Raw genomic sequence first — 23,322 nt, forward strand, 5'->3', positions numbered from 1 at the left:
CTATTCGATAGGCACCGCCACGAAGCGCAATGCGCCGGTCGGATCGGCGATCATCATGTGCGCATTGCGCCGGCCTTCAGACTTCAGCGCATCGACACGCTCCTTGACTGCCGTCGGGCTGTCGACGAAATCCTGCGCCACCTCGACGATCACGTCTCCCGGCTTCAAGCCCTTCTCAGCGGCTGCGGAGTTCGCCTCGACGGCGGTGATCACGACGCCCTCGACGCTCTCGGCAATGCTGAACGTCTTTCGCTGACCTTCGTCCAGAGGCGCAACCGTCATGCCCAGCGCCGTCGCCGGCTCCTGCTGCTGTTCGCCGTTCTGTTCTTCTGACTGCTGACCGTCGTCTGGCGTCTGTTCCTCGCCTTCCGGTGTCGTGGTTTCCTCGGTCTCGTCTTCCGCTTCCGCAGCGCTGTCTTCAAGCCGGCCGAGCGTCACCTTGACCGTTTGTTTCTTGCCATCCCGCAGAACGACGACATCCACCGCCTTGCCGACGGGACTTTCCGCAACGACGCGCGGCAGATCCCGCATCTCGCGCACAGGATTACCATCGAAGGTCAGGATCACGTCGCCGGCCCGGATGGAGCCGTCATCGACGGGGCCACCCTTGACCACACCCGACACAAGCGCGCCGTGGGCGCTGTCCAGCCCCAGGCTCTCTGCCACCTCGTCCGTAACAGGCTGTATACGCACGCCCAGCCACCCGCGACGGGTCTCACCGAACTCGATCAGCTGGTTGACGATGTTCTCCGCCAGTTCCGTCGGCACAGCAAAGCCGATACCGATCGAACCGCCGGACGGCGAGATGATCGCGGTGTTGATGCCGATGACCTCGCCCCTCATGTTGAACAGCGGTCCGCCGGAATTGCCCTTGTTGATTGCCGCATCCGTCTGGATGAAATTGTCGTAGGGACCGGCATTGATGTTGCGCCCGCGCGCCGAGATGATCCCGACCGTCAGCGAGCCGCCAAGCCCGAAGGGATTGCCGATCGCCATCACCCAGTCGCCGATGCGCATCTGACGGCTATCGCCGAATCGGACCGCCTTCAGCGGCGCCTTCGGCTCCACCTTGAGCACCGAAAGGTCGGTCTTCGGGTCGGTTCCGACGAGCGTCGCCTTGAGCTTGCTGCCGTCCGGGAAGATCACCTCGATATCATCGGCATCCTCGATGACGTGGTTATTCGTCACGACGAAGCCGGAGGGGTCGATGACGAACCCGGAACCGAGAGAGTTGACCTTCTGGCTACCGCCCTTTCCGCCCTCGCCGTCGAAATATTCGTCGAAGAATTCTTCGAAGGGCGAACCGTCGGGGGTCTGCGGCGGCTGCGGCCCGGCACCCGGATTTTCGACGCTTTGCGAAGTCGAGATGTTGACCACCGCGTCCAGAAGCCCTTCCGCCAAATCGGCCACGGATGCAGGTCCCGACGCAGTGAGCGGTCCCGGTGCCGGCTGGGCGGTCACGGTGGGAGCAGTACTCGGCGGAGCCGGCAACATGCCTTCCGGTGCGACGCCCTGGGCGTAGTCTTGAGCATCATTTAGCACGTTGCCCTGTGCGGCCGCTGGCGGCACAGGGTCCACCTCTGAGGGAGGAGGAGGCGGTTCCTGATCCGTCTGCGGGTTAAGCGGCGCGATGCCTACGGGCGGCGGCGTTGTCGTTTGAGCCTGCGCGCTGCCAGCCATGGCAATGACAGTCAATACTGCCACGGAACGTTTCAGGGACGATAGAACCGTCTGAGCCATCTGGTCTCCAATGATAGAATGCCCAGCCTCCTGGGGCCGCACAATTGAGATAGCGCGGAGTGTCGCCGCAAGATAGGGCGGAATGAAGACTGGTGACTTACCTTTTCGTGAGGAGCAGCACTGAGCCCGATCGCCCCCCGAAACGGAAAGAGGCGGCCGAAGCCGCCTCTTTGTCTTGGTTGTCTTGTCTTAGTTGCCGCTGGCCGGTGCAGCCGGGGCGACCGTTTCGCCGGCGGCAGCTCCAGGCGGAGTAATCGTCGGATCGTTCAGGTACTTGAAGAACGGCGAGTCTGGCGACAGCACCATGGTTGTACCCTGGTCAGCCAGCGAAGACACATAGGCCCGCATCGAACGGTAGAACTCGAAGAAGCTCGGGTCGCGACCAAAGGCCTCGCCGAAGATCTTCGTCCGCATGGCGTCGCCTTCGCCTCGGATGATTTCCGAGTCCCGCTGGGCAGCGGAGACGAACTCCACGACCTGGCGGTCGGCGATAGCGCGACGGGTCTGGCCCAGTTCGTTACCGCGGGCTCTGATCAATTCAGCCTCGGCCAAACGCTCAGCCTTCATCCGCTCGAAGGTCTGCTGCGAGACTTCCTGCGTCAGGTCCGTACGACGAATACGGACATCGCGAATGGCGAGACCGAGCGAATCCGCAGCGTCGCGCAGCTGTGCATTCACTTCCTGCATCATCTGCGAACGTTCGTCAGACAAGGCGGCGTCGAAGTTGCGCAGACCGTAGACCCGGCGAAGTGCCGCATCGAGACGTGTGCGAAGACGGGCTTCTGCAGCTTCGCGGTCACCGGAAACGGTTTCCCGGAAGCGACGAGGATCGCTGATCTCGTAGACCACGAAAGCATCAACTTCGTAGAATGCGCCACCGCGAACCTGGACACGAATGTCGTCGAGGTCGAAGCGAAGCGCCCGGTCCTCGACATACTGAACCCGGTCGGCATCCATGAATGCAAACGGCAACTTGAAGTAGAGGCCAGGCTCCGTCTTGACGTCCTGGATCTCACCGAAGCGGACGACGATTGCCTGCTCCCGCTCGTTGACGACGAAGACCGACGAATAGACGAGGAAGAGAATGACCGCGAGCCCGATCAGAAGGGCTGGGAGACGATTGGAAATCATTGCGTGCCTCCCTGCTGCTGAGCGGACGGTCGGTTGATCTCGTTGAGCGGCAGGTAAGGTACAACGCCCTGCTTCTCGTCGATGATGATCTTGTTGGAATTTTTCAGGACCGTCTCCATGGTCTCGATGAAGACGCGCTGGCGCGTCACTTCAGGCGCCGTCGTATATTCCTCGTAGATCGAGATGAAACGCTTCGCCTCACCCTCTGCTTCGTTGACGACCCGATCCTTGTACGCGGCGGCTTCTTCGCGAAGCTGTGCGGCCTGACCGCGAGCCTGACCAAGCTTCTGGTTGGCGTACTGGTTGGCCTCCTCGACGAAGCGGTCCTCGTCCTGCTCGGCGCGCTGCACTTCTTCGAACGCATCGGCTACTTCGCGTGGCGGTGCGGCGTCTTCAATCGGGACGGCGTTGATGGAGATTCCGGAGCCGTAGGCGTCCATGGTCCCCTGGATAATCGCGCGCACTTCCGTGGAGATGTCTTCACGGTTATCGCGGAAGATGTCCTGTGCCGGACGGCGACCGACGACTTCACGCATCGCGCTTTCGGCAACCTGCTGCAGGGTCGCAGCCGGGCTTTCCAGGTTGAAGAGATACGCCTTGGGGTCGCTCACGGTATAAAGTACCGAGAACTGCACGTTGACGATGTTCTGGTCGCCGGAGAGCATCAGCCCCGCAGAGGACTGTGCGCTGCCGGATGCACCGACATTCTGCTGCTGCTCGGTTACCTTCACGATCTCGACGGTCTCTAAGGGCCAGAGATGGAAGTGAAGGCCAGGCATCGAGATGTCTTCCTTCGGAAGGCCGAAACGAAGTTCGACGCCGCGCTCATCCGGCTGCACGGTATACACCGACTGGATGGCCAGGAAGCCAACGATTGCCAGGATAACGAGGACGACGGCACCACCGTTGAAGCCGCCGGGAACAATGCCTCGCAGGCGATCCTGGCTTTTCCGGATGATGTCCTCAAGGTCCGGGGGGCCGCCGCTTCCGCTGCCACCACCGCCCTTAGGACGGTTCGAACCGCCACCCCAGGGGCCTTGATTGTTTCCACCACCGCCGCCGCCGCCCCACGGGCCGCCGCCGCCATTCTGATTGCTCCAGGGCATCAAAACCTCTTCGTTTGTCACTCCACCGCCTGGAAGCGACGCTCCCCCGGTTTATCTGCCCGTTATAGGGATGCGGGCGGGGCCTTTCAACGTTGGCTCAGCAACTTCGGGATGTTTGGTAACGAAATATTTCAATTTGCCGCTGGCCGGCGGCCGTAAACGGCAAATCGAGTCGGAAAACTGTCCTTTTCGCCCGCGCCGACATGCGTTTCCTCGCGAATCTCGAAAACTGCCGGATCGATCACGGGAAAAAATGTATCGCCGTCCTCGATAGCGGTCTCGACATGCGTAACGTAGAGGATGTCAGCCGCGTCCATCGCCTGGCTGTAGATCTCGCCGCCGCCGATGATGCAGACCTCCGCCGCACCGGTCTCCGCTGCGATGCGTTGCGCCGTCTCCAACCCCTCCTTTATCGAACCCGCTGTCGTGGCACCCTCCAGGACGAAGTTCGCATCACGGGTCACCACGACGTGCGGCCGGCCCGGCAAAGGCTTGCCACCGAATGATTGAAGCGTCTTGCGACCGACGACAACGGGCTTTCCCATCGTCAGAGCCTTGAACCGCTTGAGGTCAGTGGAAAGCTTCCACGGCATGTCGCCCTCACGGCCGATCACACCATTTTCGGAAACTGCGACTACAATGGAGACAGGTACCGTCATACCGCGATCAACGCGCCGTGCGCAGGGACGAAAGCGTGTGTGTTTCTCATCATTCGGCACCAATTGTTCTGAAGGATTCCATGTTTCAACTGCCGCTCTCGGTTCGTCAAGAACATCCGGGGATTGGGCGCAAGCTCCGTTTCCGGATTATGCCGCCGCTGCCTCGGGCCGAACCATTGCCCGAAAGAACGCCATTACATCTTCCTCGCTGTCCAGGCGAACGCTTGCTTTATCGCTTTCAAATACCGGGATCCAAGGGACGAGACGGTTGAGCGGCGCCCCGGTTCGCCCATGGTTGCCTCTTGTGCCCGGACTTGACTTTCGATGAGCGGCGTCCGATGCTCGGCCCATGAACACGTACCGGAACCTCCTTGGACTCTTCGGAGTACGTCCTATCGCAGGACATTAACCCGGATCCTATCGCGTCGCGCGCTGGATCTCGGGCGACGGGTACTACGTGAACTTTCACCTGCGCGACATCCCCCTGAACAACCCAAATGCATCCCCGTGATGCGCATGCGAGGTATACAAAATGGTGACGAGTCCCGTGGACAAGCCATCAATCATTGTCAGCGAATCTGACTTCACTCGATTGACCCGGCTCGCTCAGTCTGCGTCGGGAGCCCAGCTCGATGTTGCAGAAGAGCTGCTCACCGAGCTCGATCGAGCTCAGGTGATACCGGACGAACAAACAAGGTCTGACATTGTGCAGATGGGCTCCACCGTTACGTACGATACCGACGCCGGGCATACGAGGACGGTCACCGTGGTTTATCCCGGCGAGGCCGACATCGAGCGCTCGCTGATCTCCATCATGACGCCGATCGGTGCTGCCCTGCTTGGCCTCTCTCCAGGCCAATCCATTGGCTGGGTGGGACGTGACAACAGCAAACATACCCTGACCGTCACGCGTGTGGAAAAAGTGGCGATCCCGGAAATCGGATTTTGAGGCGAAGGCGCCTTGCCCCCACCGCATTGCAGCTTCGGGACCACCGGAAACCTGGAAGCTGAAAACTCCACCTTGATCTTCAATGAGCCCGGCCACCCGGCCGGGCAACACGGCGCGTGGCGGCACACTTGTTCACCGCCAAGCGACGATGTTGCCACTACGCAACAACTTCGAAATATGGATGACTTCTCCCCAGGAACGAGAAGGACCACCACAATTGAGCCCGCCCTTTGTGGTGCTCCCGCCAAGGGAGGTTATGTTTGATATGCGCTATGCGCATCGGGAAATGCCATGACATCTATTTCTATCAGCGTCCGCTCCCTCGTACTCATATTACTTGCAGGAGCAGTTTCAGCCTGCGCCACCGATCAAAAACCTTCTGTCCACGCGTCGTTGCCTGCCCCTCCTTCCCCGTCGGAACTCGCCGTGGCGACATCATCCGATCCCGCGAAAATGTACAGCGAGGCGTTCGACCAAGGCTTCCATGTGCCGGCAGTCGGGTCAAAGATGCTGGCCTCGAACCATCACAGGCAAGTCGTTGACTATTCGACGTCGGAAGCTCCCGGAACAGTCGTGGTGGATCAGACGGACCGCTTCCTCTACTTCGTCATGCCGGATAGCAAGGCGATGCGCTACACAGTGGCAGTGGGGCCCGCCAGCCGTAACTTCACTGGCACGGCGATGATCGACCGGAAGGCCAAATGGCCGCGATGGACGCCAACGCAAAGCATGATTCAGCGCAGCCCGGACCACTATGGGCGGTTCAAGGATGGTGTCGACGGAGGGCCTAGCAACCCTATGGGCGCCCGAGCGCTCTATATCCAGAAGGACGGCATCGATACCTACTACCGGGTACACGGCACGAATGATCCTTCCTCGATCGGCAAGGCCGTGTCTGCAGGCTGCATCCGGCTTCTCAACCAGGACGTGATGGACCTTTACGAGCGGGTTCGCATCGGTGCCCGTATTGTTGTTCTCTGAATATTTCATCGGGCTCGCCAGCGACGTTTGACCAGCAATTCCCCCAACAGAAAGGACGGCGAAAACCGGCTGCCCGGTCCCTGCGCCGCCCCCTCCTCGCGCTGCAGCTGCGCACATTTTGCAAAGATAATCATCGTTAGGCAGGCATCAGGGACACCGTTGTCCCATCCAGCAGTGTATTTGTTATCAACTGCCCTCAGTTCCTTGACAAACAAGGCCTATTTGATCGATTAAAGATAACAACAGCATCAACGGACGGGATTTATGCTCGCCATCATTGCGGACGACCTGACAGGTGCGCTGGATTCGGCAGCACCGTTCGCCGGCAGAGGCCTCCACACGGAGGTCGCTCTTCGCCCGGAGGCCGTTTCGCAGGCGTTGCGGGAGAAACCGGCCGTCCTCACTGTCAATATCGGCTCAAGGGATCTCGACAAGGATGGCGCGCAAAGGGCGACGGAGCTGGCCTTGTCCCTTCTGCCGCAGGGCACAATACTCTTCAAGAAGGTCGACTCCCGGCTCAAGGGACATATAGCGGCAGAACTTGACGTAACCCCTTTTCGGTCCGCATTGGCGGCACCGGCAATTCCCGATTTTGGACGTATCGTCAAATCGGGGCGGCTGGAAGGCTTCGGCGTGGATGAGCCCATATCGGTGGCCGACAGGCTGGGGCGCCATGCCGCTCGCTGTATCATTCCGGATATCGGCGATCAGGCCGAAATGCGCGCAGCCCTTGAAGCTGCGCAGGGCGCCGGCTGTGATCTCCTGATCGGTGCGCGAGGACTTGCGGACGCCCTCGCCCGGCAAATGACGGGTGATGAGGCCTTGCGGCCGGCAGAGATACCTGAAGGACCGGCGCTGTTTGTCATCGGTTCGCGCGATCCGATCACCCTGGCCCAGGTAGAGATGCTGAGGCAGATACATCCGCTTGCATATGGCGCGGCCGAAAATGGTGAACTCACGCAGCAAGCCATTCACGACGAACTGCCGCTTACGCTTGTTCAGGCGACATCGGGCGCTTTTCCCTGTACGCCTGCTGAGGTGTCCGCGAACCTGGCGGAAAGCGTCCATCCGCGGCTTACCGCACGCACCAAAACACTGCTCATGTCAGGCGGCGCGACCGCCGAAGCGGTGCTGTCGAAAATGGGGATCTCGCGATTCCGCCTGCTTGGGGAGTGCCTGCCGGGCCTCGGCATCGCTTATTCTCAGGGGTATTGCATCATTGCCAAGTCGGGCGGCTTCGGGCAATCCGGTACACTGGTTGAGTTGACGAACATGATCCTCCGAAAGATGGAATGACAGATGGGACTGGAAGCTGGGACATCACGCAAAGGTCTTCCCGACATCGTGTTCGAGCGGATGCTTCGCGCCATCAAGTCCGGCGCCTACAGGCCGGATGAGCGTCTCCCGACGGAACATGACCTCGCAGCGGAATTCGAAGTGTCGCGGCCGATCATTCGCGAGGCCTTGCGGCGGCTGCGTGACCAGGGACTGATCTACTCACGGCGCGGCGCCGGAAGCTTCGTACGTGCCGTTGGCTTGCGGGAACCCCTTGGCTTCGGACAGTTGGAAAACGTAGCCGACCTATTGAACTGTTATGAATTCCGCCTGACGCTCGAGCCCGCGGCAGCCGCCGCCGCAGCCACCCGCCACGATGCCGAGAGCCTTTCGGCCATCCGGGGAGCGCTGGAACTGTTGCGCGATGCGACGAACCGGCAATCGCACCGGGAAGATGCGGATTTCCAGTTTCACCTGGCGATCGCGCGGGCCGCGCAGAACAGTTACTTCTCGACCGCGATGGAGGCGCTCCAGGAGCACATCGCCATCGGCATGAAGTTCCACGGCGTCTCCGTCAAACGGGAGACCGCAGGCCTCATGCGGGTGTTCGCCGAACACGAGGCGATTGCCGACGCTATCGCATCGCGTGACGCATCAGCGGCCCGACAGCTCATGCATGACCACCTGACCGGATCGCGGGAACGCCTTTACCCTACGTCGCGCAGGGATTGAACAGGCGGCTTACGGGAAGGCCCTCCGGCCTGCCCTACCCTGCCCTCTAGAACGCCGCTCTGTAGATTCCAAGCACGTCCTCGGTGCTCATATCCACGGGATTGTTGTCCATCAGTCGGCGAATGCTGTGGGCATCGGCCGCATACCTCTTGAGATCGGCCTCCTTGGCGCCATGGGCTGAGAGCGACATCTCGATACCGAGACCGGTGCAGAATGCGTGCGCCGCTACACGGAGTTCCTCCTGCGCAAGCCCCTCGCCCAGAGCCAGTGCCGTGGCGACCTCGGCCGTCTTCGTGCGGGCAGCCGACTGATTGAACGCCAGTACGTGAGGAAAGACGATCGCATTCGCGAGGCCGTGCGGCAGATGCAGAAGCGTCCCAAGCGGATAGGCAATGGCATGGCCGGCTGCGGTATTCACCGGCCCAAGGCATATGCCGCCGTAGTAGGAGGCAAGCATCAGCCCCTCGCGTGCCTCCGTATCCGTACCGTCCTTCACCGCACGTGCCAGATACTTGCCGACCAGGTTGAAGCCCATGCGCGCAAACCCGTCGATCATCGGGTGTGCACGTCGATTCGTGAACGCTTCGACACAGTGTGCCATCGCGTCGATACCCGTCGCCGCCGTCACGGCCGGTGGCACGGAGTATGTCAGTTCAGGGTCGAGAACGGCGAGATCGGCGATCATGAACGGGCTCTCAACCGCAATCTTGCTACCCTTGCCGGGGTCGGTGATGAGAGCGCGGATGCCGGCCTCAGATCCCGTTCCGGCAGTCGTTGCAACTTGCGCCAGCCTTGTGTTTCGGCCCGCGACGCGATTGGGCCCGGCAACGTCTGCAAGCAGCTGATCCGAATCCCAGAGAACTGCGACAAGCTTTGCCACGTCCAGAACAGAACCGCCGCCCAGCCCGACGATAAGGTCAGGCTTCACGCTACGGGCCGCGGCAAGCGCAGCGTCTAACGTGGCGATGTCGGGTTCGCCCGGAATGGCGTCGAATACCTCTACCGTTCCGGCAAGGCGCAGACGGTCGACAAATCCGGCGGTGATCGGGGTGGCGACGACCAATGTCCGGCTCACGTCCGGTGCCCAGGAGCCTACATTCCCTGTCATGCCGGCACCGACGGCCAGTCGGCGTGGTTGATGGATCGTGATGGGAGCGATTGTCATATCGGTCATCCTTGCTGCCCACGTCCGGCCAGGAGCCTGCGCGCATATGCGATGGCGGAATTCATGTTGCCGTGATTGGCGATGCCCTTGCCTGCAATGTCGAAAGCCGTGCCGTGATCGACCGAGGTACGGTCAATCGGCAGATCGACGGACACATTCACGGCAGTATCGAAGGCCACCAACTTTATCGGGATATGCCCCTGATCGTGATATTGCGCGACAACGAGATCGAAGGCGCCGGAATAGGCCCGGTGGAAGACAGTATCGGCCGAGATCGGTCCATGCGCATCGATGCCCTCAGCGCGCGCTGCCGCAACTGCGGGCGCGATCTGATCGTCGTCCTCCGTGCCGAACAGACCGTTCTCGCCGCAATGAGGATTGATGCCGGCAATGGCGATGCGTGGGCTGTCATAACCGATTCGCTTGAGATGCGCGTTGCCGGCCCTGATCGTGGCCAGCACACGTTCGGTGGTCGCGCGCCGGATCGCCTCCTGCAACGACACATGGGTCGAGACATGGATGACCTTCAGCCGCTCCGATGCAAGCAGCATATAGGCGGCCGCAGACCCGGTGAGGCTCCGCAGCATACCGGTATGGCCGTCATAATGGTGCCCGGCAAGGTTCAGCGCTTCCTTGTTGATGGGCGCAGTGACGATGCAGCCGATATCACCGGCTTCCGAGTCGCGAACCGCCTTCTCGATGAAGCGGAACGCGGCATCGCCTGCAACAGGCGAAAGCTGCCCCCAGGGCAAGGGCGCGCCTTCAATGGGAAGATCCACGACCAGCGGCAATAGATCCAGTTCAACCCCGAGCGCGCTTCGGGCAGCTTCGAGTGTCGGCAGGTTGCCATAAATCCTGGTGGCGGCACGATCAGCGTCCGACATTTCCGCAACCGCTCGAACGGTAATCTCCGGTCCGACGCCACAGGGATCCCCCATCGTGATACCAATGATATTGCTCATGAGATCCTCCCAGCGCCCGTATTTGCCCAACCCGGGGCCAACCGAACGTATTTGATTGCGCGCCTGTGATACGTATAGGCGAGGTGCAGGGTTCCGTCCTGACCTTCCAGAATCCAGGGATAGGACATTTCCTCGTTGCGGCCATCGGTGGAGTCGTTGGACAGGCAGGTTCCGGAACCCTCCTCCACCGAAATTCGCATCGGGAAGGTGCGCCCGCCATCGTCCGACAGGCAGACGGTGACCGGTGCGCGTGGCACGCCCCAAACCGGTACGCATCCACCGGTGGGGTCAGCGTCAGGTCGCCCGTCGTCCTCGCCCAGTTCGTCATAGAGCGAAGCCCGCCGGTCACCGGAAAGCGCTGCATTGACTGGATTGCAGATCATTGCCAGGCGTCCTTCAGCAAGGCGAATGACAGCGATCGAGGAATTGTTGTTGGGAACATCGGTCGGCTCGGGCGACGACCAGGACCGGCCACCATCCCGACTGGCCATACGGTAGACCGCATCTGCTTGCCGCCTGCGGAAAAAGGCAGCGTAGTCACCTTCTCCCACCGATACCGGGCTCATATGAACGCAGCCGGTCGAGGACTCCACATTCTCCAGGCGCCAGCTGAGTCCCTCATCCGTTGAAATCCCGACTGCTGCATGGTCATGGCTTCCGTTCCATTTCTGGCCTGGACGCGGCACGCAGCGGAAGATGGGCAGAAGCCACGCTCCATCATCCCGAACGAGCACTGGCGCCCGCACGAAGCAGCCGCGAGGCAGGTCGAGATACCTGCCCTCGCCGGCAGCGAGGATCGTCGGATCGACCGTATCCTGAGTGACCTTTGCCATGCGGATTCGGCATTCATCCTGATTGCCGGCCGGCTGCGATGTGTGGAACAGCCAAAGCTCCCCATCCGGCGCGGTAAACAGAACAGGGTTCTGCTCCGAATGTGCCGGATCATCGCTAAGCCGTTGCGGCGCGCCCCATGTCCCAGAACCAGGCAGCAAAACGGATGCAAAGATCGAAATGTCGGACTTCCCCTCCAGCGTACCGCCAAACCACGCGCAAACGAGCGCGCCATCTGCAAGCACATGCAGAAAGGCGGCGTGGTTCTGGACCATGGGAGACGGCAGCAGGGCTTCCTCGCGGCCAGAACCTACGGACCGGATATTGCCATTCATGGCCTGGGCGATGTCTTCGGGGCTCATTACTTACTCCTCGTTCAACTGGAAAATCCCCAGAAACACAAAGTTGTCAAGTTTTCCAATGTTTGAAACCAACCCTTCTAGCTGTATTTTCCCCTCTATGACCATTGTTTTTAAATAGATTTACGTGTTCCGAATTTTTTTATGCGACGTCACCTCGCGAAACAAATTGACAAACTCGACAGGACGTAAGATGGTCGGCGTGCCTGATGGATCTGCTACAAGCACATATCCACCGCCATGGGAGCACGGGAGCCTCTGCGGTCGTTAATTCAGGCACGTTGAATTGCGTCGATCGCTTCGCGTGTCACGTGGCTTTAGGGCTGACACATACCGCGCTGACGATCTTTCCAACTGGGGAGGAGAGTAAAATGAAAAAGACCTTGATACTGGGGGCCTTGCTGCTGGGCTCCACTTTGTCGTCTGCGTTCGCGGGCTCAGGGCCGATCAAGATCGTGCTTCCGGAAGAAGCCGACCTGCTCGAGCCCTGCATGGCGACGCGATCGAACATCGGTCGCGTCATCATGCAGAACGTGAGCGAGACGCTGACGGAGCTGGACCTGCGCGGAGACAAGGGCCTGATGCCCCGCCTTGCGGAAAAATGGGAACAGCAGAGCGACGGAAGCTGGCGCTTCAACCTGCGACAAGGCGTGAAGTTCTCCGACGGAACGTCCTTCGACGCCAAAGACGTCAAGTACAGCTTCGACCGCGTGATGAGCGACAAGAACGTCTGTGAATCGGAGCGCTATTTCGGGGGCATGACGATTTCGGCAGAGGTCGTCGATGACAATACGATCGACTTCAAAGCCGATCCCGTGCAGCCGATCCTGCCGCTGCTGCTCTCCCTCGTCACCATCGTACCTGAAGAAACACCGCTCGAATTCATCCGCAAGCCGGTCGGCACCGGCCCGTTCAAGCTGACGAACTGGACGCCCGGACAGCAGATCGTGCTGACTGGCCGTGACGACTATTGGGGCGCGAAACCCAGCGTTACCGAAGCGACCTACCTTTTCCGCGCCGATCCTGCAGTGCGGGCCGCCATGGTTCAGACCGGCGAAGCCGATCTTTCACCATCGATTTCCCAGTTGGATGCCACCAATCCGGCCACCGACTTCTCCTATCTCGATAGTGAGACCGTGTATCTCCGCATCGATCACAATATCGAACCGCTGAACGACGTACGTGTCAGGCGCGCACTCAACATGGCGATCGATCGCGAGGCATTCCTCGGCACGCTCGTTCCCGATGGTGCAGTTCTCGCCACCGCCATCGTCCCGCCGCCGACACTCGGCTGGAACCCCGACGTCAAGGTATTCCCCTATGACGCCGCCGCCGCCAAGAAGCTGCTCGACGAGGCGAAGGCCGATGGTGTGAAGGTCGATACGCCGATCACCATCATCGCCCGCACGGCGAACTTCCCGAATGTCACCGAGATCATGGAAGCGATCCAGGCGCAGCTTCAGGAAGCAGGCTTCAACATCGAACTGAAGTTCGTCGAGGTTGCCGAACACGAACAGTACTACTCGAAGCCTTTCAAGGAAGGACGCGGACCACAGCTGGTCGCCGCGATGCATGACAACTCGAAGGGCGACCCCTCCTTCTCGATGTTCTTCAAATATGCATCGGAAGGCACTCAATCGGGCTTCTCCGATCCGAAGGTCGACGACCTGATCAAGCGGGCCTCGGCCGCGGTAGGCGATGAACGTGCAAAGCTCTGGTCGGAAGTCATCGCCCTCGTCCATGACGAAGTGGTTGCCGACGTGCTCCTCTTCCACATGGTCGGCTTCTCCAGGGTCTCGGAACGCCTCGACTACAAGCCCACGATGGCAACCAACTCGACACTTCAGCTCTCCGAGATCGGCATCAAGTGAACTTCGGTCGGCGGTTTCGCGCCGCCGACACCATGCAATAAAGGCGGCAGGACCAACCTGCCGCCGACTGCAATGAGGGCCAGATGCTCAGCTTCATCCGCAAACGTGCCATCGCCAGCCTGATCTCCCTCGTCGGTCTGATCGTGATGGTCTTCTTCCTCTCGCGGCTTACGGGCGATCCGGCGGCACTATTCCTGCCCGTGGAAGCTTCGGCGGAGATGAAGGAACAGTTCCGGGAAATTCATGGCCTCAACGATCCGCTCATGGTGCAGTTCGGCCGCTATGTCGGCGACATCCTGACCGGCGACCTCGGTCAATCCCTGCGCAAGGCGCGACCTGCCCTGGACGTCGTTCTGGAAGCCTTCGTCTGGACGTTGTGGCTCGCCGTCATCACCATGACGCTGGTGACAGTGGCGGCCATCGTCGTCGGTTCGCTTGCGGCTTTCCGCTCCGGCGGCTTCTTCGACCGTTTCTCCTCCATGGTTTCCCTCATCGGCGCATCCGTGCCCGATTTCTGGCTGGCAATCGTCGCAATTGTCGTCTTTTCGATCCAGCTCGCCTGGCTACCCACGTCCGGCACCGGCTCCATCCACCACTGGATACTGCCGATCAGCGTGCTGTTCGTGCGTCCCTTCGGCATCATCGTGCAGGTGGTGCGCGGATCGATGATCAGCGCCCTCTCCTCGGCCTATGTGAAGACGGCGCGCGCAAAGGGCGTAAAATCTGGCCCGATCATCTTCATCCATGCCCTGCGCAATGCGATGCTTCCGGTCATCACTGTCATCGGTGACCAGGCGGCCAGCCTTCTGAACGGTGCGGTGATCATCGAGACCATCTTCGGTTTTCCCGGCGTCGGAAAGCTGATGATCGATTCAATCCTGCAGCGGGATTTCAATGTCGTCCTAGCGGCAATCCTGGTGACGGCTGTGGCAATCTTCCTCATGAACCTCCTGATCGACCTCACCTATGCGTTGCTCGATCCACGTATCCGGCATTGAGGGACTGAGGCACATGACTATTCCCAGCACAGAGACCGTCATTCCCCACGAGCCCCACTTTGTCGTCCGCATGGGGCGGATGCTCTGGGCAGACAAGTTTGCGCTATGCGCGGCTATTTTTCTCGTTGTCGTGCTGGTCATTGCCATCATTGGCCCGACCTGGCTCGGCGAACTGGCAACGAAGCAGAACCTCAGGGGCCGAAACCTGCCGCCCTTCGACTGGGAACGCGGCTGGGTCTGGTGGATGGGCGCTGACGCACTGGGCAGGCCGCTTTTTGCCCGCATAATCGTCGCAACCCAGAACACATTGATGGTCGCAGCGGGAGCCGTCGTCCTATCCGCCGTGATCGGCACCGTTCTCGGCCTCGTCGCGGGCTTCTCGTCGCCAAGGATCAACCAGGTGATCATGCGCCTTGCGGACGTGATCATGTCGTTCCCGTCGCTGCTGATCGCGGTCATCGTGCTCTACGTTCTTGGATCGTCGATCCTGAACCTCATCCTAGTTCTCTCAATCACGCGCATTCCCGTATACCTGCGGACGACGCGCGCCGAGGTGCTGGAGATCCGGGAACGCATGTTCGTGCAGGCGGCGCGGGTCATGGGTGCATCCAACAAGCGCATCGTCTTCAGACACATCCTGCCGGTTGTCCTGCCAACGCTCACGACCTTGGCAACCCTCGACTTTGCCTATGTCATGCTGGCGGAAAGCGCACTCTCGTTCCTCGGCATCGGCATCCAGCCACCCGAGATCACCTGGGGGTTGATGATTTCGCAGGGCCGGCAGTACCTGACCAATGCCTGGTGGTTATCACTCTGGCCGGGGCTTGCCATCATCCTGACCACCCTGTCGCTCAACCTCTTGTCCAACTGGCTGCGGATAGCGCTTGATCCTGTCCAGCGCTGGCGCCTGGAAATGAAAGGCCGAAAGAATGGCTGATCACCTCCTCGAAGTTCGCAACCTCTCGGTCGAGTTCCATACCGCAGCCGGTGTCGTTCACGCCGTGCGCGACATCTCCTATTACCTCGATCGCGGCGAGACCCTGGCGATCCTGGGAGAGAGCGGATCGGGCAAGTCCGTCTCCTCGTCAGCAATCATGAATCTGATCGACATGCCTCCCGGCCGGATCAGTTCCGGGCAGATCCTTCTGGACGGCATTGACCTGATGACGATGTCGCCGCAGGCCCGCCGCGAAGTGAACGGTCGGCGCATTGCGATGATCTTCCAGGACCCGCTCAGCCATCTTAATCCCGTCTACACGGTCGGCTGGCAGATCAGGGAAGCGCTGACGACCCATGGCAGTTCCACGGCGGAGGCCGCATCCGAGGCGCTGCGACTGCTGCGCCGCGTGGGCATCCCTGATCCGGAACCGTCGATGGGCAAATACCCCCACGAGTTCTCCGGCGGTCAGCGGCAACGCGTCATGATCGCCATGGCATTGGCACTCCGTCCCGACCTTCTGATCGCCGACGAGCCGACGACGGCCCTCGATGTCACCGTGCAGGCGGAAGTCCTTGCTCTTCTCAAGGAGTTGCAGCGGGAAACCGGGATGGCGGTTCTCATCATCACCCACGATCTGGGCGTCGTTTCAGAAATCGCCGACCGGGTCGTCGTCATGGAGAAGGGCGAGCTCGTCGAGGCCGGAACCGTTCGGGAGGTCTACAAGAACCCGCGCCATCCCTACACCCGCAAGCTTATTGCGGCCGCACCCGGCAAGGGCGAGATGCATCAACCGGATGCCGCAGGTGCACCGGTCCTGTCGGTTGGCGATGTGCGAAAAAGCTATGGTGGCTTCGAAGCCCTCAAGGGCGTGTCATTCGACCTGATGGCTGGCGAGACCATGGCCATCGTCGGTGAAAGCGGCTCGGGAAAGTCCACCCTGGCCCGCGTCCTGCTGCGGCTCGACGAGCCGGACGCTGGCAGTGCGCTCTGGAAGGGGCGTGACCTGTTCCAGCTTTCGCCTGCCGACCTCTACAAGCTGCGTCGCGACCTGCAGATGGTGTTTCAGGATCCGACGCAATCCCTGAACCCCAGGATGACGGTATTCCAGCTCGTTTCCGAAGCCTGGGTCATCCATCCGGGCATAGTGCCGAAGGCGAAGTGGCGTGAACGGGTGGCGGAGCTTCTGATCCAGGTCGGCCTGCAGCCCGATCACATGCCACGCTATCCCCACCAGTTCTCCGGTGGACAGCGCCAGCGTATCGCAATCGCCCGGGCACTCGCACTCGAGCCCCAGCTGATCATCTGCGACGAGGCCGTCTCCGCCTTGGACGTTTCCGTCCAGGCGCAGGTTATCGCGCTCCTCGACAAGCTGCGACGGGAGATGGGCATCGCCTTCATCTTCATAGCCCACGATCTCCCGGTCGTCCGCGACTTCGCCGATCATGTGATGGTCATGCAGAAGGGCAAGGTCGTGGAGCAGGGTACCGTGCGCGAAATCTTCGGATCGCCGCGCCAGGAGTATACCCGCGCGCTGCTTGCGGCGGGGCTTGATCCGGATCCCGACGTTCAGGCTGCTAACCGCGCCGCCCGCCTAGCTCGCGCATCCTAAAGCGCTCATCAAAATTCACGGAGTTTCCCGATGTCCAAACAAGCCTATGTCGCTCTCGTCACCTGTTTCAACGAGGATGAGACGATCAACTACGAGGCGACCCGAGCTCAGGTTCGCAGGCAGGTCGAGGCCGGCAACAACATCATGTGCGCCGGCACGAACGGCGATTTCACCGCCCTCACCCATGACGAAAAGATCCGGCTGACGGAACAGGTGGTCGAGGAAGTCGGTGGCCGCGTCAAGGTCATCGTCAATGCCGGCATGCCGGCAACCTTCGAAACCTTGAAGCTCGCACGCGAATTCGACAGGATCGGCGTGGACGGGATCGCCGTTATCACCCCATTCTTCATCGCCTGCACCCAGGATGGACTAATCCGCCATTTCTCGACCATCGCCGATGCGGTGAAGACACCCGTCTATCTCTACGACATTCCGGCACGCACGCAGAACCACATCGAACCGGAAACTGCCCGCAAGCTGGCAGGTCATGGAAACATCGCCGGAATAAAGGATTCCGGCGGCGCTCAGGAAACCCTGGCGGCCTATCTACAGGTGGCCAAGGAAGTACCTGGCTTCGAAGTCTACTCTGGACCAGACCACCTCGTGCTGTGGTCGCTGCAGAATGGCGCAGCGGGCTGCATCTCCGGTCTCGGCAATGCCATGCCGGACGTATTGGCCGGGATACTGGCGGCGTTCAATGCGGGCGATATCGCAGAAGCCGAACGCCAGCAGGCCATATACACCGCGTTCCGCACAGATCTCTATGCGCTGGGCTTCGCGCCGGCGATGGTGAAGCGGTCGCTCTACATGCAGGACGCCTCCGTTGGCGCCAGCCGTCAGCCTGCGCTTCTGCCTGACCCTGAACAGGATGAGCAGATCCGGGAGATTCTCCGCCGCTACAATCGCCTTTGAGCGGCTGGGAGACAAAGCTTCAGAAATGACCGCAGCATGAAGCTGCATCAACTATAAGATTATGTTTTCCTTATAGGCCTTTGTTCTGATTACAGGGGATGTGCCGCGAGCGCGTCCTCTGCTTCGGTCAGCTCCATATCCAGAATGCGTCTGCCCAGTTCCAGGCTGAAACCGTTACGAGCAAACGACGACAGTTCGCGCACCAGTCGTTTCTCGTCCATGGGGGCACGGCGAAACGGTCCGAACCCGCGCTTGCGCGCGTAGGCCACCGCCGCGCGGAAGTCGTCTGCGCCCTCCAGGGCCTCGACCACGATCTCCTGTTGGACACCTTTTTCCTGGAGCTTGCGGCCGATCATCCGTTTTGATCGCCCGCCCCTGACGGAAGACCGTACCTTCGTGTGCGCATAGGCCCGGTCATCGAGCGCACCTATTTGCTGGCCGAATTCGATCGCTGCGGTAGCCACAGCCTCCAACTGGACTTCCGAGATGTCTTCGAACTTCTGTTTCGCCTTGCGGCGAACGGCGTCGGTAAGTTCCCGCTGAGTCATCATCCGTCGGGACAGCCGATAGAGCGTCGAGTTGCGCGCCCAGGCCAGCATGCGGGCGGTCGGCACCGACGTGCCGCTCTCATCATCCTGCTCGCTCAACGTGGACACACTTCCTCTTCTGCGTTCGTTACGATGCGATTTTCCCGAGACCTCATGCTTATGCGAAGTCTCTAATTCGTGATAAGCTCTTCAGGCCGTTCCGCGGGGGAATAGCCCATGCTGCCTCGATTCGCTTGCCTTGTCGTGGGAGTGCTGCTTTTCGCAGGGGTGCCTTTGCGTGCCCAAGATCCCGTAGCGGAAGCTCAGGCCATCATTTCCCGCCAGATCACCGCGTTTCTCGCAGACGACGAAGCCTCCGCCTATGCGCAGGCAGCGCCCAACATGCGCAATGGCATCACGGACAAAGCCACGTTCCTCAGGATGATCCGCGAGCGGTATCGCCCTGTCTACCGCGCTCGGCGCTATGCATTCGGCCGTTCCAAGCTCATCGGTGGCGGCGAGTTGATCCTACAGGAGGTCCTGATAACCGATCGCGCCGGAAATGACTGGACCGCCCTGTTCGAGATGCGATTGATGGATGACGGCATCTACAGGGTCAACGGCGTGCGATTGAGCCGCAACGTCGCAAGCCAGGGCATCTGAGAAGCCCTCCCGAGTACCCACGCTTAAACCGGATCGATATCGCCCTTGGCCCAGGCCTCCTGGGTTTCCGCATAGAAGTCTGCGAAGCGTCCCTCGGCGATCGCCAGTCGAATGCCCTTCATGAGGTCCTGATAGTAGGACAGGTTGTTCCAGGACAGCAGCATTCCACCGAGCGCTTCGTCTGCGCGTACCAGATGATGGAGGTAGGCGCGCGAATAGTCCCGTGCCGCCGGGCAGTTTGATTCCTCGTCCAGCGGACGCATGTCTTCCGCATGCCGTGCGTTGCGAATATTCACGCGTCCACGGCGCGTGAAGGCAAGACCGTGGCGGCCGGAACGGGTCGGCATCACGCAATCGAACATGTCGATGCCGCGCGCCACCGATTTCAGGATATCGTCGGGCGTGCCGACGCCCATCAGGTAGCGTGGTTTTTCCGTCGGCAGCACCGGCAGCGTCTCTTCCAGCATCTTGAGCATGACATCCTGAGGCTCGCCGACGGCAAGGCCACCAATGGAATAGCCCTTGAGATCCAGCTGCTTGAGGCCTTCCGCCGAACGAATGCGCAGCGCCGGCACGTCGCCACCCTGCACGATCCCGAACATGGCCTTGCCCGCCTGCTCTCCAAACGCCACCCTGCAGCGCTCCGCCCAGCGAAGCGAAAGCTCCATGGCGCGCTCGACTTCTTGTGGCTCGGCCGGCAGCGCCACGCATTCATCGAGCTGCATCTGGATATCGGAGCCCAGGAGGCCCTGGATCTCGATGGAACGCTCGGGCGACATATGGTGAAGACTGCCGTCGACGTGGCTCTTGAAGGTGACGCCCTGCTCGTCGAGCTTGCGCAGACCGGACAGCGACATCACCTGGAACCCGCCGCTATCGGTCAGCATAGGATGCTCCCAGCGGATAAGCTTGTGCAGCCCGCCGAGGCGAGCGACACGCTCGGCTCCGGGCCGCAGCATCAGGTGATAGGTATTGCCGAGGATGATGTCGGCGCCAGCCTCACGCACCTGATCGAGGTACATCGCCTTGACGGTACCGACCGTACCGACCGGCATGAATGCCGGCGTCCTGACGGTCCCGCGCGGCATGCTGACTTCACCGAGCCGCGCACCGCCGTCCGTGGCTTTCAGCTTGAACTGGAATGTATCTGTCATTTGGCTTTCCGGAAAAGCAGGCTGGCATCGCCGTAGGAATAGAAGCGATAGCCGCTGTGAATGGCGTGATCATAGGCGGCTCGCATCGTATCGAGGCCGCAGAAGGCAGAAACGAGCATGAACAGCGTCGACTTCGGCAGGTGGAAATTCGTCATCAGTATATCGACTGCCCTGAAGGCATAGCCGGGGGTGATGAAAATGTCGGTGGGGCCGCTCCAGCCCTGAATTATCCCGTCCTCGGACGTCGCACTCTCCAGCAGCCGAAGCGAGGTCGTACCGACAGAGACGATCCGGCCGCCCCTCGCCTTCACCTCGTTCAGCCTTTCCGCGGTCTCGGCGCTGACAAGCCCGATCTCGGAATGCATCTTGTGCTCATCGGTGTCGTCGGCCTTGACCGGCAGGAAGGTGCCCGCCCCGACATGCAACGTCACGAAATGGCGTTCTATGCCTGCCGCGTCGAGCGCCTCGAAGAGGTCTGGCGTGAAATGGAGCCCGGCCGTGGGCGCTGCCACGGCGCCCCTTTCGCGTGCATAGATGGTCTGGTAGTCGACCTGGTCCTGCTCGTCTTCCGGCCGCTTGTCGGCGATATAGGGAGGCAGCGGAATATGACCCACCGTCATGATCGCCTCGTCGAGCGCCGGACCGGACAGATCGAACAGGAGCGTGATCTCTCCACCCTCACCCTTCGCTTCCACCGTGGCGTTCAACGTCCCGAGAAGGCATGCGTTTCCGCTGTGGCCGAATACAATCCGGTCTCCGACCTTGATCCGTTTGCCCGGTCTCGCGAAAGCCTTCCAGCGCTCTGGGCCGGCTCGCATGTGGAGCGTGGCGGAAACAGGCAGCTCACTCCCCCCTTCACGCAGGCGCTGGCCTTCCAACTGGGCAGGGATCACCTTCGTGTCGTTGAACACCAGAGCGTCTCCCCGCTTCAACAACGACATCAGGTCGCGGACGTGCCTGTCTTCGAGCTCCGGTGAATGATCGGGGCGCACGACGAGCATCCGCGCACTGTCCCGCGGGCTCACCGGCCTCAAAGCGATGTTTTCATCGGGCAGATTGAAATCGAACAGATCAACGCGCATGGCAGGCTCAGAACATCCGGATCATGACGACGCCGGCGAAAAGCAGCAGCGCCCCGACAACGCGGCCCGCCGTCAGTTCGCGCACCGCTACACCCATGAACCCGATGCGGTCAATGAGAAGCCCCGCCGTCAACTGTCCGGCGACGGAAAAGGCCATCACAGCCGCAGCGCCGATCCGCGGGGTCAGCAGGATTGCCGCCGTGACGTAGACGCTGCCGAGGCACCCGCCCGCAAAATAGAGCCAGGGAGCAGGAGCCCGCCAATCCGGCATGACACCCTCAACACGGGAAAAGGCCAATAGCAGGAGAGCCAGAACGATGGCGCCGGCCGCAAACGAAACCGTGGCGGCGGCAAGCGGGATGCCCAACCCTCGACCAAGCTGCGCATTGATCGGCGCCTGAATAGCGATACAGGCGCCGGCGACAACGCCAAGAACTCCCCACAGAAATGCACCCATGTCTGCACTCACTCGCTGTTCAAATGGACGGTTGAAAAAAGGAAAGCGCCCCGGCGTGGCCGAGGCGCAAAAAGAACCGCGTAAATGCGATCAGGCTGCGACGTCGGCAGCGACGCGAACCGAAACGATCGAGTCGGGATCCTGTACGGGCTCGCCCTTCTTGATCTGGTCGATGAAGTCCATGCCTTCGATGACCTGGCCCCAGACCGTGTACTGCTTGTTCAGCCACGGAGAATCGGTGAAGCAGATGAAAAACTGCGAGTTGGCCGAGTTGGGGCTCTGCGAACGCGCCATCGAGCAGGTACCGCGAACATGCGGAACAGCCGAGAATTCAGCATTCAGGTCCGGCTTGTCCGAGCCGCCCATGCCGGCACGCGACGGGTTGAAGCTTTCGCCGCCCTTCTTGCCGAACTTTACGTCGCCCGTCTGCGCCATGAAGTCGGGAATGACACGGTGGAAGACAACGCCGTCATAGGCGTTTTCGCGTGCCAGTTCCTTGATGCGCGCGACATGGCCGGGGGCCAGGTCAGGCAGCAGCGAGATAACGACCTTGCCCTTGGTCGTTTCCATGATGAGGGTGTTCTCCGGATCCTTGATCTCGGCCATATCCGTCTCCTTCTTTGATTTATCGCGACGATTCCGCGCTGGGTTTACTTGCCAACGGTGACCTTGACCATACGGTCGGGATCGGAAACTTCGCCGTTGCCGCCCTCGCCCCGCTTGATCTTGTCGACAATCTCCATGCCCGATACGACCTTGCCGACGACGGTGTACTGACCGTTCAGGAATGCACCCTCATCGAACATGATGAAGAACTGCGAGTTCGCCGAATCGGGATCCTGCGAGCGAGCCATCCCCAACGTGCCGCGTTCGAACGGGACTTTCGAGAATTCGGCAGGCAGATCGCCAAGTTTCGAGCCGCCCGTGCCGGCGCGGTCAGGATTGAAGCCGTCTTCCATGTCACCGAACTCGACGTCGCCTGTCTGGGCCATGAAGCCTTCGATCACGCGATGGAAGGCGACATTGTCATACTCACCCTTGGAAGCCAGTTCCTTGATCTGGGCCACATGCTTCGGAGCGACGTCCGGCAGCAATTCGACGACGATCGGGCCGTCCTTGAGTTCGATCGTGAGGAAATCATCCTCCGCGGCAAATGTCGGAAGCGCCAGAGAGGCGAGAGCGAGAGCACCGGCAAAGGCGAGACGAAGCGATTTCATAG

The 23,322-nt window shown here is 60.8% G+C and carries 23 protein-coding genes; 10 read left to right on the forward strand and 13 right to left on the reverse strand.

Going from position 1 to position 23,322, the window contains the following annotated elements:
• The 4 genes from LH464_RS05795 to LH464_RS05810 all read right to left on the reverse strand — a co-directional run bounded on the left by LH464_RS05795 (position 1) and on the right by LH464_RS05810 (position 4,636).
• A complete protein-coding gene (locus LH464_RS05795) occupies positions 1-1,740 on the reverse strand; it encodes a DegQ family serine endoprotease (RefSeq protein ID WP_226785423.1) in 1,740 nt (579 codons plus the stop codon).
• A 189-nt stretch (positions 1,741-1,929) separates the two neighbouring features.
• Positions 1,930-2,871, reverse strand: a complete 942-nt coding sequence (gene hflC / locus LH464_RS05800) for a protease modulator HflC (protein ID WP_226785424.1) — start codon at positions 2,869-2,871, stop codon at positions 1,930-1,932.
• A complete protein-coding gene (gene hflK / locus LH464_RS05805; RefSeq protein ID WP_226785425.1) occupies positions 2,868-3,977 on the reverse strand; it encodes an FtsH protease activity modulator HflK in 1,110 nt (369 codons plus the stop codon). The genes hflC and hflK overlap by 4 nt, the downstream gene beginning before the upstream one ends.
• Before the next feature lie 131 nt (positions 3,978-4,108).
• On the reverse strand, positions 4,109-4,636 hold the full coding sequence (locus LH464_RS05810) for a dihydrofolate reductase (protein ID WP_226785426.1): 528 nt from the start codon (positions 4,634-4,636) through the stop codon (positions 4,109-4,111).
• Positions 4,637-5,183: 547 nt separating this feature from the next.
• Here LH464_RS05810 and rnk point away from each other — a divergent pair.
• The 4 genes from rnk to LH464_RS05830 all read left to right on the forward strand — a co-directional run bounded on the left by rnk (position 5,184) and on the right by LH464_RS05830 (position 8,573).
• On the forward strand, positions 5,184-5,585 hold the full coding sequence (gene rnk / locus LH464_RS05815) for a nucleoside diphosphate kinase regulator (protein WP_315859590.1): 402 nt from the start codon (positions 5,184-5,186) through the stop codon (positions 5,583-5,585).
• A 426-nt stretch (positions 5,586-6,011) separates the two neighbouring features.
• Positions 6,012-6,566, forward strand: coding sequence for a L,D-transpeptidase (locus tag LH464_RS05820; protein ID WP_226785428.1), 555 nt, complete (start codon positions 6,012-6,014; stop codon positions 6,564-6,566).
• A gap of 264 nt (positions 6,567-6,830) precedes the next feature.
• Positions 6,831-7,862, forward strand: a complete 1,032-nt coding sequence (locus LH464_RS05825; protein ID WP_226785429.1) for a four-carbon acid sugar kinase family protein — start codon at positions 6,831-6,833, stop codon at positions 7,860-7,862.
• Between the two features lie 3 nt (positions 7,863-7,865).
• Positions 7,866-8,573 (forward strand): FadR/GntR family transcriptional regulator, encoded by a 708-nt coding sequence (locus LH464_RS05830; protein WP_226785430.1) that lies wholly within the window; start codon positions 7,866-7,868, stop codon positions 8,571-8,573.
• A 46-nt stretch (positions 8,574-8,619) separates the two neighbouring features.
• Here LH464_RS05830 and LH464_RS05835 read toward each other — a convergent pair whose 3' ends face one another.
• From LH464_RS05835 to LH464_RS05845, 3 genes are read right to left on the reverse strand one after another with little or no spacing between them, the layout of a single operon-like run.
• Positions 8,620-9,747 (reverse strand): iron-containing alcohol dehydrogenase, encoded by a 1,128-nt coding sequence (locus LH464_RS05835; protein ID WP_226785431.1) that lies wholly within the window; start codon positions 9,745-9,747, stop codon positions 8,620-8,622.
• Positions 9,744-10,700, reverse strand: coding sequence for a 4-hydroxythreonine-4-phosphate dehydrogenase PdxA (pdxA, locus tag LH464_RS05840; RefSeq protein WP_226785432.1), 957 nt, complete (start codon positions 10,698-10,700; stop codon positions 9,744-9,746). Before pdxA ends, LH464_RS05835 begins: the two co-directional genes overlap by 4 nt.
• The gene (locus LH464_RS05845) at positions 10,697-11,893 is read right to left on the reverse strand and encodes a sialidase family protein (RefSeq protein ID WP_226785433.1); all 1,197 of its coding nucleotides are present in this window, start codon (positions 11,891-11,893) and stop codon (positions 10,697-10,699) included. The genes pdxA and LH464_RS05845 overlap by 4 nt, the downstream gene beginning before the upstream one ends.
• 368 nt (positions 11,894-12,261) lie before the next feature.
• Between LH464_RS05845 and LH464_RS05850 the strand changes: the two genes are divergently transcribed.
• From LH464_RS05850 to LH464_RS05870, 5 genes are all read left to right on the forward strand, one after another.
• Positions 12,262-13,761 carry an ABC transporter substrate-binding protein gene (locus LH464_RS05850; RefSeq protein ID WP_226785434.1) on the forward strand — a complete coding sequence of 500 codons (1,500 nt, stop codon included), beginning with the start codon at positions 12,262-12,264 and terminating at the stop codon, positions 13,759-13,761.
• An 83-nt stretch (positions 13,762-13,844) separates the two neighbouring features.
• Positions 13,845-14,759: an ABC transporter permease gene (locus tag LH464_RS05855; RefSeq protein WP_226785435.1), complete on the forward strand. Its 915-nt coding sequence runs from the start codon at positions 13,845-13,847 to the stop codon at positions 14,757-14,759.
• 13 nt (positions 14,760-14,772) lie between these two features.
• Positions 14,773-15,696: an ABC transporter permease gene (locus LH464_RS05860; RefSeq protein ID WP_226785436.1), complete on the forward strand. Its 924-nt coding sequence runs from the start codon at positions 14,773-14,775 to the stop codon at positions 15,694-15,696.
• Complete coding sequence (locus tag LH464_RS05865) at positions 15,689-17,308, forward strand: ABC transporter ATP-binding protein (protein ID WP_226785437.1); 1,620 nt, start codon at positions 15,689-15,691, stop codon at positions 17,306-17,308. Before LH464_RS05860 ends, LH464_RS05865 begins: the two co-directional genes overlap by 8 nt.
• A 30-nt stretch (positions 17,309-17,338) precedes the next feature.
• Complete coding sequence (locus LH464_RS05870; RefSeq protein WP_226785438.1) at positions 17,339-18,220, forward strand: dihydrodipicolinate synthase family protein; 882 nt, start codon at positions 17,339-17,341, stop codon at positions 18,218-18,220.
• Positions 18,221-18,309: 89 nt separating this feature from the next.
• Here LH464_RS05870 and LH464_RS05875 read toward each other — a convergent pair whose 3' ends face one another.
• Entirely contained in the window at positions 18,310-18,819 is a 510-nt protein-coding gene (locus LH464_RS05875; protein WP_226785581.1) for a regulatory protein RecX, read from the reverse strand.
• A 165-nt stretch (positions 18,820-18,984) separates the two neighbouring features.
• On the opposite strand from LH464_RS05875, the gene LH464_RS05880 reads away from it, so the two are divergent.
• A complete protein-coding gene (locus LH464_RS05880; RefSeq protein WP_226785439.1) occupies positions 18,985-19,410 on the forward strand; it encodes a DUF4864 domain-containing protein in 426 nt (141 codons plus the stop codon).
• 23 nt (positions 19,411-19,433) lie between these two features.
• On the opposite strand, the gene tgt is transcribed toward LH464_RS05880, so the two are convergent.
• From tgt to LH464_RS05905, 5 genes are all read right to left on the reverse strand, one after another.
• Positions 19,434-20,564: a tRNA guanosine(34) transglycosylase Tgt gene (gene tgt / locus LH464_RS05885; protein WP_226785440.1), complete on the reverse strand. Its 1,131-nt coding sequence runs from the start codon at positions 20,562-20,564 to the stop codon at positions 19,434-19,436.
• Positions 20,561-21,646, reverse strand: coding sequence for a tRNA preQ1(34) S-adenosylmethionine ribosyltransferase-isomerase QueA (gene queA, locus LH464_RS05890; RefSeq protein ID WP_226785441.1), 1,086 nt, complete (start codon positions 21,644-21,646; stop codon positions 20,561-20,563). The genes tgt and queA overlap by 4 nt, the downstream gene beginning before the upstream one ends.
• Positions 21,647-21,653: 7 nt before the next feature.
• Complete coding sequence (locus tag LH464_RS05895; protein WP_226785442.1) at positions 21,654-22,103, reverse strand: DMT family transporter; 450 nt, start codon at positions 22,101-22,103, stop codon at positions 21,654-21,656.
• Positions 22,104-22,193: 90 nt separating this feature from the next.
• On the reverse strand, positions 22,194-22,709 hold the full coding sequence (locus LH464_RS05900) for a peptidylprolyl isomerase (RefSeq protein ID WP_226785443.1): 516 nt from the start codon (positions 22,707-22,709) through the stop codon (positions 22,194-22,196).
• Between the two features lie 44 nt (positions 22,710-22,753).
• Positions 22,754-23,320: a peptidylprolyl isomerase gene (locus tag LH464_RS05905; protein ID WP_226785444.1), complete on the reverse strand. Its 567-nt coding sequence runs from the start codon at positions 23,318-23,320 to the stop codon at positions 22,754-22,756.
• Between the last annotated feature and the right edge of the window lie 2 nt (positions 23,321-23,322).

The organism is Pseudorhizobium xiangyangii (genome assembly GCF_020531965.1).
GTDB lineage: Bacteria > Pseudomonadota > Alphaproteobacteria > Rhizobiales > Rhizobiaceae > Neorhizobium > Neorhizobium xiangyangii.